10 protein-coding genes are annotated in these 11,934 nt (G+C 38.5%); 8 read left to right on the plus strand and 2 right to left on the minus strand.

Annotated features, from left to right (window positions below; genetic code table 11):
* Positions 1-25: 25 nt before the first annotated feature.
* The gene (locus EP737_RS19670; RefSeq protein ID WP_129730145.1) at positions 26-439 is read right to left on the minus strand and encodes a cupin domain-containing protein; all 414 of its coding nucleotides are present in this window, start codon (positions 437-439) and stop codon (positions 26-28) included.
* 361 nt (positions 440-800) lie between these two features.
* Between EP737_RS19670 and EP737_RS19675 the strand changes: the two genes are divergently transcribed.
* The 8 genes from EP737_RS19675 to EP737_RS19710 all read left to right on the plus strand — a co-directional run bounded on the left by EP737_RS19675 (position 801) and on the right by EP737_RS19710 (position 11,080).
* Positions 801-1,553: an IclR family transcriptional regulator gene (locus EP737_RS19675; RefSeq protein WP_129730147.1), complete on the plus strand. Its 753-nt coding sequence runs from the start codon at positions 801-803 to the stop codon at positions 1,551-1,553.
* Between the two features lie 358 nt (positions 1,554-1,911).
* A complete protein-coding gene (locus EP737_RS19680) occupies positions 1,912-3,213 on the plus strand; it encodes an ammonium transporter (protein WP_425455935.1) in 1,302 nt (433 codons plus the stop codon).
* Positions 3,214-3,538: 325 nt separating this feature from the next.
* Positions 3,539-4,378 carry a helix-turn-helix domain-containing protein gene (locus tag EP737_RS19685; RefSeq protein WP_129730151.1) on the plus strand — a complete coding sequence of 280 codons (840 nt, stop codon included), beginning with the start codon at positions 3,539-3,541 and terminating at the stop codon, positions 4,376-4,378.
* A gap of 660 nt (positions 4,379-5,038) precedes the next feature.
* Positions 5,039-6,991: a primary-amine oxidase gene (locus EP737_RS19690; protein WP_129730153.1), complete on the plus strand. Its 1,953-nt coding sequence runs from the start codon at positions 5,039-5,041 to the stop codon at positions 6,989-6,991.
* Between the two features lie 81 nt (positions 6,992-7,072).
* On the plus strand, positions 7,073-7,660 hold the full coding sequence (locus EP737_RS19695; RefSeq protein ID WP_205650981.1) for a hypothetical protein: 588 nt from the start codon (positions 7,073-7,075) through the stop codon (positions 7,658-7,660).
* Positions 7,661-7,849: 189 nt separating this feature from the next.
* A complete protein-coding gene (locus tag EP737_RS19700) occupies positions 7,850-9,112 on the plus strand; it encodes an ammonium transporter (protein ID WP_205650983.1) in 1,263 nt (420 codons plus the stop codon).
* Positions 9,113-9,236: 124 nt separating this feature from the next.
* Positions 9,237-9,602: a transcriptional activator HxlR gene (gene hxlR, locus EP737_RS19705; protein ID WP_129730166.1), complete on the plus strand. Its 366-nt coding sequence runs from the start codon at positions 9,237-9,239 to the stop codon at positions 9,600-9,602.
* Between the two features lie 86 nt (positions 9,603-9,688).
* A complete protein-coding gene (locus EP737_RS19710; RefSeq protein ID WP_129730160.1) occupies positions 9,689-11,080 on the plus strand; it encodes a PepSY-associated TM helix domain-containing protein in 1,392 nt (463 codons plus the stop codon).
* A gap of 148 nt (positions 11,081-11,228) precedes the next feature.
* On the opposite strand, the gene EP737_RS19715 is transcribed toward EP737_RS19710, so the two are convergent.
* Positions 11,229-11,543 (minus strand): gamma-glutamyl-gamma-aminobutyrate hydrolase family protein, encoded by a 315-nt coding sequence (locus EP737_RS19715; protein WP_129730162.1) that lies wholly within the window; start codon positions 11,541-11,543, stop codon positions 11,229-11,231.
* Positions 11,544-11,934 lie beyond the last annotated feature (391 nt).

Below are 11,934 nucleotides of genomic sequence, written 5' to 3' on the forward strand. Positions count from 1 at the left end.
AAGGTAACAACGTTTTGAACAAGGCCTATAGGAAAGCTGGTTCAGGTAATCTATGAGCCGAATAAATAGCCTCTCCATCACTTTCTTTGTCAAAGATAACAGTTGTATCAGGTGTGAAAATTAAAACATCGCCTGCTTCCGCCACATATTTTTTATTCTGTTCATCACGCACTACAATTTTTCCCTGTAATACGACCTTCATTTCTAGGAATGTGTATGTAAATTCAAAATCCTCCGAAGGCCTCATGGAAAAGTAGCCTAATTGTAATGCGTTTTCCTTAGATGTAACAGGAACATCGATGATCTGACTTTGTAACGCTGGGATGCCCAACGACCCATTTAATTCTTTCTTTTGGTAAGTTCCAGCTTTAATTAATTGTACCCCTGGCTTTTGACTGAGATAAGTAAAGTCCATTTTTGTTAATGTGCTTTCGTTCATTTTTTCCACCTCAAGCGTTTTATTCTTAATAAAGTTATTTGTAATAATATGTGCAGCTTATTTTCTAGTAGAGGAAAGATTAGATAATGTAACTTTATTAAGTTGGCATACCCATATAATTACAAAATAAATAGGAGAAACCTACCTTGTTTTCCCGAATTTTGGGATAGCAATTGGTTTTTATGTCACATGATCTGACGTGAATAGGTATATTTCGGTTGATCATTATTATATAATTTCGTTTTTTACAATCAGACAGTACAAAAATTATTTATTCTTAAGAATAAAAGTCTGTAGTGCATTTTTAGCAGAAATAACTTGGCTGTAGAATTCCTTTTAAGAAAAGAAAGGGGAGAGAAAATTGTCGGAGGTAATTCGAAAATCTATTACATTATTAACTGCAATTAAACCGAATGAAGAAAAGGAAGAGTGGAGTGCGACAGAAATTAGTCGGAAACTTAATATCCCTGTTCAAACTGTACACAGACTTCTTGTATCTCTTGAGGAATATGGATTTGTATTTCAAAATAAGGAAACAAAAAAATTCCGACTAGGATTGACGTTATTGCAATTAGGATTTTCAATAAGGGATAATTTACCAGTCCGGAACAGCTCGCTTCCGGTTATGAAAAAGTTATGGGATAAAACAAGGGAGAATGTTTATCTAACAGTTCCGGAGGGGGACGAGGGAGTACTTATTGACTGTATTAATTCCCAACAATCCCTAAAAGATGCTGCTCCAATTGGTGTGAGATTTCCTTTATGTGTTGGCGCTTCTAAAAAGGTGATTTTAGCTTATATGAATACGAGAGTAAAGCAGCGGATTCTAAAAGGCCTTATGGAAAAAGGGGAAATTAAAGATTTAAAAAAGCTAGAAGAAGATTTAGTGATTATTCAGAAATGTGGAGTGGCCATATCATTTGGGGAAATAAAGGAAAAGAATGTGAGTGTTGCTTCCCCAATTTTTTCTTGGGAGGATAAGGTCGTTGCGTCGATAAGTGTAATGATTCCAGATACAAGATTTACAGGGAGCCGAATAAGAGACATTATAAGTTTTACGCAAAAGGCAGCCGAAGAAATATCAGAAGAATTAGGCTGGATAAAAAGGAGATAAGAAAGCTTTTATAAAATGAAAGCAGGCTATTTTACTTACTCCATTCCCTGTGGTAAGAGAGAATAAGTTATTTCTGTAAGAATATGTAACATTAAATTTGATTTAATCCCAATTATTAAGAAAAGTAAATTGGTTTTATATGTTTTATAGATGATTATATAGGTATCTAACAGAAGAAATTCATTTTGCTATATAGGGTGGTGGATGTAAGGAATGCCTTAAAAAGAGAATAATGTAGTTTAACTTTGCGGGAGAATAATTCATTTATAGTTCCGATGGTATTTACTTAAGGAGGGATTGCATGATTCATTTGCTGAAAGGAAAAAGGGCTGTATTCATATCAGCATTAGCTTTTATAATGATTTTTCCGGGAAATGCATTTGCAGCAGAGACTGCACCTAAAATTGATACAGGCGATACAACCTGGGTCCTTATTGCCACTGCTCTTGTATTATTCATGCATGTACCAGGGTTAGCCCTTTTTTACGGTGGATTAGTTAGTGAGCGAAATGTTGTGTCCACAATGATGCATAGTTTTGTCAGTCTTCTCATTGTTAGTGTTATCTGGGTACTCTGGGGATATAGTCTAAGCTACGGTACGGATATAGGAGGTTTTATAGGGGGATTGGATTACCTTGGGTTTAAAGGAGTGGGCGGCGAGGCAGCACTTGGAACCTTAACGATACCGCACTACCTATTCGCTCTGCTGCAAATCGTATATGCCGCTATTACAGTAGCGATTATTTCAGGAGGAATTGCTGGTCGAATTACCTTTTCAGCTTGGGTAATATTCGCCGTTTTATGGCCAACTCTTGTTTATGCTCCAATGGCACATTGGGTATGGGGAGGCGGTTGGTTGTTTCAAATGGGAGAACTTGACTTCGCCGGTGGAACAGTTGTGCATATTTTATCGGGGGTAGGTGCTCTTGTAGCTGCATTAATTATTGGACCTAGACAAGGATACCCATATCATGAGCATCGTCCGCATAATATTGTTTTATTTTTACTAGGAGCTGGAACTTTATGGTTCGGGTGGTTTGGTTTTAATGGTGGTAGTGCACTTGCCTCCGGAGCGATCACGACGCTTGCCCTCACTACTACACACACAGCTGGATCGGCAGCCGGGATTGGGTGGCTGATAATTGAATGGAAATTACGAAAACGTCCCACCCTTATTGGAACAGCTACTGGTGCCATTGCTGGATTGGTTGCCATTACTCCTGCGGCCGGATATGTTACGATTCTTTCGGCATTAATTATTGGACTGGTGGCTGCTCCGGTTTGTTATTTCAGTATTAATTTCCTAAAGGCTCGCTTAAAGTATGATGACACATTGGATGCCTTCGGTGTCCATGGAATGGCCGGTATTTGGGGGGCTATCGCTACAGGTCTCTTTGCGACGAAAGAAGTAAACTCTGCTGGAAATAATGGATTGTTTTATGGTAATCCTGAGCAGCTTCTTCACCAGCTTACGGGTGTAGCTGCTGCCGTAGCCTTAGCTGTGATCGGAACATTTGTAATTTTGAAGGTGATTGGCTTATTTGTTCCGTTGCGTGTAAGTAAAGAAGAAGAATTAATTGGCTTGGATGTAAGTTTTCATGAAGAGCCCGCATATCATACAGAAAATCAATCGACTAATCGAAGTATATCAGGTCTTTAGAAAGGTAAAAAAGAGGATAACTTGGGGGGGGACTCTACCTCCAATTCTGTATTGCACCCCAATCGTTAGACAAAAAAGTCTAGTGATTGGGGTGTTTTTCGTCCTTTCATTCCCAAACTGCTACTGAGTAAATCAACTTTCACAATTTAGACACTTTTTTGTCACAAATTTCAAACTTACTTCGACATACAGATATTATGCACTTGTCATATACTTATCCATAATTAATGAATATGTTACATAAGCTGACAAACATGGAATCTCCAATTATTAATACTTCATTAGATGTAATTTTCATCATTATGAATACAGGAGGAAATAAACTATGGCGAATCTTATAAATTTAAAAGGGGAACATTACTTTCCCTTTCAACCTGAAATTCAAAGTAGTACCGAATCTTACCAAGAGTTGAAGCCTACTGATTGTTCATTCGCTCAGGACATTGCATTGTTTTATCAATTTAAAACCAATAAGGATTTACTTACTTCGCTTTCGCTTATTCCGGATGGTTGTTTTGATATACTGTTTTGCTGCAGCCCAAAGAACCCTTCTGCTTTTCTTTGGACTAGTCCATTCCAACGACGCAAGCAACCAAATTTTCAAAATAACTGTGAGTATTTCGGGGTAAGATTTTTTCCCGAGCAAGGGAGCATAAAATTAAACTATTCAATGAGAGAACTTTTGGATAAACAGATTCCCCTGCTTGATGTGATGTCCGCACATGTCTTTTTTATAGAGGAGATAGCGGCCGGGAGGTCCTTTCAGGAGAGAATTGAGCTATTTAAAAATTTTATAAAAAGAACTGATTTTGTAGTAAGCCAGGATCAAAAGATTGTTGACTATGCTGTTCAGAAAATTTATTCAGCTAATGGTATGTTAAACATTAAAGAATTATCAGGACATATTGGATATTCAGAGCAGTATATACGTAGAAAATTTGAGGAATATATAGGATTTTCCCCTAAACAATTCTGCCAAATTGTTAGATTTCAAAACTCCTTAGAAAGATTACTTCAATCGGATAGCTCTAACTTGTTGGATATTATTTATGAAAATGGGTATTATGATCAAGCGCATTTTATTAGGGGCTTTAAAAAAATGGCCAATTTAACACCTAAGCAATATAGAGAAAACTTTGGTCAGGACTTGTGTTTCTTACATTAATCCTGAAAAAAGGGCTGATCCAAAGGCACCTTAGGTGATGATAAATTAAAGGAAGCATGTGAAATAGATTGTCAACAGAACCTTTAAGTCTAATTTGATCCGTTTATATTAATATACGATAAATGATTTCGACAAACCGCCCAATACCAACTGGGGTATTATTTTGATAAAAAATCTAACATCCCTATGTTTAGGTTTAACCTATTTAAAATAGCTGCATTTACCCTTTCGGAAGTTGAAATTAATCTGAAGAGAACAGATTAATCCATACATCAGAGGCAGATTGTGAAAGATTTATCATAATGTAATAAATTATTACATGGATAGTTATATAAATTTACGTAGTTTCGTTTTTTACAATAAAACACTCCAAAAAACGATTATTCTTAAGGAGACAAAACAACAAGAAAAGAAGGAGAGATGAATTAGTATAAATAAAGTTGAATAAATTTACAGATAATTTGTTTTGTAAATTTTTGCACTGTAGGAAAGTATAAATTTCCAACTAGAAGTGAATTTGACGTAGCCGGAAATTTTAGGAATACAGTGTAAGTGCAACTACACCTCTGTCTTCGTCCAAGGACAGGGCCCGCCAATCGGCGAGTTTTCTTTAAGAAATCAATTAAAGAACGAGTTTACATTTAAGGAGAGGATTATTTTATGAAAATACAAGAAATTAAAATAAAAAAAGCTGTACATCCTTTAGAGCCTTTAACAGCTGAAGAAATTACCAAAGCAGTTACGATTTTACGAGAAAAACAGAATCTAAGTAGCTCGGCTAGATTTGCACAGGTGGTATTACAGGAGCCTGTAAAGGAAGTTGTCTTAAATTATCAGGAAGGAGATGCTATTAACCGCGAAGCCTTCATTATTATCTTAGATAATGCTACAGAAAAAACGTATGAAGCTGTTGTTTCGATTACAAATGAAGAGGTCGTCTCATGGGAACATATTCCAAACGTGCAGCCAGGTTTTATGCTGGATGAGTTTGAGGAATGTGAACGAGTTGTGAAAAATAATCCTGAGTACCAAGCTGCCTTATTAAAACGCGGCGTGACAGATCCTGAGTTGGTGATGATTGATCCTTGGTCAGCTGGCTACTTTAACATAGAGGAAGATGAAGGAAGAAGGGTAGCACGCGCATTAGCTTGGGTTAGAAAATCTCCAAATGACAATGGATATGCTTATCCACTGACAGGTTTAATTGCTGTAGTAGATTTAAATAAGATGGAAGTTATGCGAATAGAGGATTATGCTGTGAAGCCGATTCCTCCTTTAGATGGAGATTATACACCAGAAACCTCTCAATCTATTGAATTACGGAAGGATTTAAAGCCATTGGAGATTATTCAACCGGAAGGCCCTAGCTTTGAGGTGAACGGTCATCATATCCGCTGGCAAAAATGGGATTTCCGTTTTAGCTTTACGCCAAGAGAAGGGCTTGTTCTTCATACAGTCGGTTACGAGGATAAAGGGAAAATTCGTCCGATTCTGTACCGTGCTTCGCTAGCAGAAATGGTTGTTCCTTATGGAGAAGCAAGCGATATGCACAACCGCCAAAATGCATTTGATGCTGGAGAGTATGGAATGGGTCAATTAGCTAATTCCTTAACACTCGGTTGCGACTGTCTAGGTGAAATTCGTTATTTTGATGCGGTTATGACGGATAGTCGCGGAAATATAAAAACCATTCCAAATGCAATTTGTTTACATGAGGAAGATTACGGAATTGCCTGGAAGCATACAGACTGGAGAACAGAACAAGTAGAAGTCCGCCGTTCTCGCCGTCTCGTCATTTCGTTCTTTGCTACTGTCGCGAACTATGATTACGGCTTCTTCTGGTCCTTCTATCAAGATGGCACGATGGAAATGGAAGTGAAGCTAACAGGGATGTTAAATACGGGTGCACTTGATGAAGGAGAAAAACCAAAATATGGAACAATGATTGCACCACAGTTGAATGCACCTTTCCACCAGCATTTCTTTAACTTCCGTCTTGATACGCATTTGGATGGAATGAATAACTCTGTAGTAGAAGTAAATACGGTGCCAGAAAAGAGAGGACCACATAATCCGTTTAATAATGCCTTCCATATTGAAACGACAACATTTAAAACAGAGCAAGAAGCGCAGCGTATTATGGACATGGCTTCTCAACGTACATGGAAAATTGTGAATCCGAATTCTCTGAATGCTGTTGGACAACCTGTAGGATACAAAATTATGCCGGGTGAAAACTGTCTTCCTTTTGCCTATGATGATTCAAGTTTAATTAAACGAGCTGGCTTCATCAAAAACCATTTACATGTGACAAAGTTTGATAGTGATGAACTATACGCTTCCGGAAAATATCCAAATCAGCATAAAGGCGGCGATGGACTAACGAAATATGCGCAGGCTAACCGTAATATTGAGAACGAAGATATTGTAGTCTGGTATACAATGGGTCACCACCATATTACTCGTCCGGAGGATTGGCCAGTGATGCCAACTGCGTATATCAACTTCCAGCTAAAACCGGTTGGATTCTTTGATCGTAACCCAGCAATTGATTTACCGCGTCCTACACCGAAATCATGTCACACAAAAGCTGGATCTTCTTGTCAACATTAATTTTATGAAAAAGGAGTTGGATTTTCCTTCGCCAACTCCTTTTTCATAAAGGAAACCAAATCAAATGTCCAGAGGTGAAATATGCTATTAACGATTAGTGCATGTATTATCTTATTTTATACCATCTATTATAGACGGAGAATTTATGTAAGTAAGCAATTCTTGAATTCAATGACGGGAAAGAGTATTTCAATGGCAGTAGGGATGATCAGCAGTTTAGCAGTTGGTCTTATTATAGCTATTCCCCTTCAAGGGCAGCTGGCGGTTTCTACCCTTTTGTCTGTTCTGATCAGCTTGCTTGCTGCTTGGTTCATCAGTCAGCCGTTCGGATCCTTGGCCATGATAGAAGCATTGGCTGCTAGTCTAATGGGCAGTATGATGGGGGCTATGTTGGGAGAGATGCTGCCATCCAATCATACTACACTTGTAATGATCTCTATGGATGTTATCTACCTTTTTAGTGTTTCTTCTATTCTAACGTTCATTGGGAAGGAAGCAGCAGCAAAGGCAGATCCCCCAATCTTAAATAGAAGCCAGCCTTACTTCTTCGTTTTAAAGCTAGTAATACCATTTCTCCTTATTGCAGTCGCAACCTTCTTAGATCAGAATCACACTGATACTAAACAAGATATAGATCCTCATGCCCACCATCATATGGGAAGTGAGTAATAGATAATGACAAAGTTTTTATCCCTTCTGCCATTTTTTAATAACAGAAGCATAAAATAACCTATTTTTATACGGGGAGGTTTCAATATGAATTTTTTGTTTGAAAGAAGATATATATTACTTTCAGTAATAGCCCTTTTTATCATTTTTCCATCAAACGCATTCGCAGCAGGAGCCGAGCCGTCTAGGATAGATACTGGGGATACAGCATGGATGTTAATTGCCACGGCCATTGTAATCTTTATGCATGTACCAGGTCTGGCCCTTTTTTACGGAGGGCTTGTCAGTGAGAGAAATGTTGTTTCCACCATGATGCATAGTTTGGCTAGTCTTTTAGTTGTTTCTGTTGTTTGGGTATTGTGGGGATACAGCCTTACTTTTGGTACAGATATCGGCGGAATGATCGGAGGATTAGATTATTTAGGGTTTAAAAATGTAGGAGATGAAGCTGCTTTTGGTACGCTGACAATTCCACACTATACCTTTGCGATATTCCAATGTGCATTTGCAGCTATTACAGTTGCGATTATTTCTGGGGGCATTGCCGGACGTATTTCCTTTGCGGCATGGATGATTTTTTCAGCTTTATGGGTAACGCTTGTTTATGCACCAATGGCTCACTGGGTATGGGGTGGCGGTTGGCTGTTTAAAATGGGCGAACTAGATTTTGCTGGTGGGACCGTAGTTCATATTCTGTCAGGTGTTAGTGCTATCACAGCCACTATCGTGATTGGACCAAGATTTGAACATTTAAAGAAAGACCATGCACCCCACAACATTGTTCTTTTCCTAATTGGTGCGGCTACCCTTTGGTTTGGCTGGTTCGGCTTTAATGCTGGTAGTGCCCTTACCTCTAATGGTGTAACAGCACTTGCCTTTGCTACTACACATGTAGCTGCAACTGCGGGTGGTTTAGGCTGGCTCTTAATTGAATGGAAATTACGAAAACGACCAACATTGGTTGGGGCAGCAACAGGGGCGATAGCTGGTCTCGTCGGTATTACTCCTGCGGCAGGATTTGTAACAGTACCTTCAGCTTTAATTATAGGAGTTATTTCCGCCCCTGTTTGTTATTTTGCAATATATTTTGTTAAGGCTCGCTTTAAATATGATGATACATTAGATGCCTTCGGAGTTCATGGGATTGGGGGGATCTGGGGAGCTATCGCTACCGGTATTTTTGCAACAAAAGATGTAAATCCAGCTGGAAATAACGGCTTGCTGTATGGTAATCCTGAGCAGCTTTTACATCAATTGGTGGGTGTAGGTACAGCTATTCTCTTAGCAATTGTAGGGACGTTCATTATTTTAAAAGTAATTAGCTTGTTTCTGCCATTACGTGTAAGTAGGGATGAAGAATTGATGGGTCTAGACCTCAGTTTTCATGAGGAGTCTGCCTACAATACAATTCAATCGGTAGATGTAAATACAGAAGTCTCGAAGTCCAGTTAAAGCACTTCCTAATTCTTCAGAATAAAGGTTTAGCAGGCTTTGAAGGATTCTCCTTTTCGCTAATACAGGATGAAGTAATGAGAAAAAATTGAAATAGGATGAATTAAATATGGAGATGAGAGAAATGGGACATGTTTGTAATAAAACCTTTAACTGTGAAAAAGAACTAACTCTTTCCGTTATTGGAGGGAAGTGGAAGATACCTATTTTATGGTACTTAGGTAAAGAGGGAACAAAGCGCTTTGGAGAACTGAGGTCTTTGCTGCCGGGGATAACTCCGAGAATGCTGGCAAATCAGCTACGAGAGCTAGAAGAGGATTTCATTGTCCATCGTAAAGTGTATCCTGTTGTACCACCTAAGGTAGAGTATTCGCTAACCGAACAAGGAGAGAGTTTAATTCCAATCCTCGAAGCTATGTACCAGTGGGGGAAAGACTACCTAGAAATAGTTATGGAACATCAGGTGGAAAGGGTTAAATTAATTCAGTAAGAATAGTGTGCCCCTCGAATCGTTTAGAGACTCGGGGGGTGTGCTAGAGCCAAACATGAGGATATGTGAAGTGGAGGGAAATGAGTATGGGTTTGCAGCAAGAGATGCAAGATTATGTAAAAGAGCCTGCCCTTAAACAGGAGGTATCAGGTGTAAACTCGCTCTACCGTGCTGTTTGGCGCTGGCACTTTTATGCAGGAATTATCTTCGCGCCATTTATTATTTTACTAGCCATTACCGGTATTATTTATTTATTCAAGCCCCAAATTGAAAATGTAATATATGAGGATTATTACTATGTAAAAGCAGGCAAAGAAAAATTAACTGCAGAACAGCAAATAGAGACCGTCAAGGAAATGTATCCTAACACTTATATAATGCAATATAAACCAGCCTTTGAAACAGATCGTTCTGCTGAAATTGGGCTCGCTGGCACAGATGGTATCACAACAGTATTTGTTAACCCATATAACGGAAACATACTTGGTGATTTAAAAGCTGATGAAAGGTTTATGAGTGAAGTGAAAAGCTTGCACGGTGAGCTTATGATTGGCACAATAGGGGACCGCATTGTAGAAATGGCAGCTTGCTGGGCACTGATTTTACTTATTACAGGGCTATATCTCTGGTGGCCGCGTAATAAGCGAAATATATTCGGTACGCTTATCCCGAGGTTTACAAAAGGAAAACGGATCATATTGAGGGATCTTCATGCAGTTCCTGCCTTTTGGTTCTCATTATTTGTCTCTATTTTCATATTAACAGGCCTTCCGTGGTCCGGGCTGTGGGGGGACCTAATCAATCGTGTGGCAACCATGACACAAACAGGATACCCAACAGGACTATGGGATGGAAATGTACCAAAATCTATGGTGCCATCTAAGGAAGTTGCGACAGTTCCTTGGGCTGCTGAGAATCTTCCTGTCCCGGAGTCAAACCAAGCAGCAGTCTCTCCTTTATCGGTTACACAAGTTATGAAAATAGCAAATGAAAATAAAGTAGCGAAAGGATATGCTATTACCTTTCCACAAGAGGAGAAAGGAGTGTACACGGTATCAGTTTCTCCCGATAAACCGGAAAAACAAGCTACTTTACACATTGATCAATATAGCGGGAAGGTATTGGCGGATCTCCGTTTTGCAGATTATGGTATGTTGGCAAAAGTGATTTCGATTGGGGTAGCATTACATGAGGGACATTATTTCGGTTTAGCCAATCAGTTGCTGGATTTAATTATTTGTCTTGGCTTAATTGGCATCTCCGTAACAGGCGTATTAATGTGGTGGAAACGCAAACCATCTAGTACATTAGGAGCCCCTTCTTTACCTAAAAACTTTAGATTATTAAAGGGTGTAACAGTCTTAATTATTATCTTAGCGATTATCTTTCCACTTGTCGGAGCTTCTTTATTGTTTGTTCTTGTTTTAGATTGGCTAGTAATTAAACGAATTCCAGTAGTAAAACAATGGGTAGGATAGATAAATATCCGAAAACAATACTTATAATACTGCTAGTGGACTAGGAATGGACGTAGATTTATTCCTAGTCCACTTTACATTGTTTTTTTCTTTTTATCCTTGTCATTTAAAACAATACTACTTAATGTGGCCTGGAATTGGTACAGGATTAACTGTTACTCTTACAGGCTCTTACAAATTCTAAAAATAATTTAAAGTTATTATCATCAAACTTGTAGTTGAATTCTGGATGCCATCGAACCGCCAAGATAAACTTTTTATTTGGCATGACAACTGCTTCTATCAAACCATCTTCAGCAGTTGCCGCAGGCAGTAGCTGTTCCGGTATATTCTTAATACCCTGATGATGATAACTATTTATTCTTAGAGAATCTGCTTGAAGAATACGATAAAGCAAGGTATCTGTTGCTATGTGCACATTATCCTCAGAAGCGTGTACAGGAGAAGGAGTATTCTTATCAATTGTTCGACATCCTGCTGTATGGCTTCATGCGAGTCTATGAAGGATTTCAGGAGATAAATGACATTGTAATTCCTAAGTGAAGAGGCGCAATTCTTCTGAGAGTGAAGTATTCATAAAACATGCCATCCTTTTCAATGATTCTATGAAAAGAACAGCGTATTTCTCGTATGGGGGATACATGATTAGATTGGCATGATAGGCATGTGTCGGGACCCCACATCCATCAACTTAAGATTCATTTTTATATAAAAGTTAAGGTTTCCAAGTAGTTTTTCATTACCTTTTACAGATGTTTTAAAAGTACGCATGCCAAATAAACCCGAATGGGTTTATTTTTTTAACTATGCTACCTGATGAGTCGGAGTGGTATAATTATAAACAACACCCAAAA

The organism is Ectobacillus funiculus (assembly GCF_004138295.1).
GTDB classification, from domain to species: Bacteria; Bacillota; Bacilli; order Bacillales; family Bacillaceae_G; genus Ectobacillus; species Ectobacillus funiculus.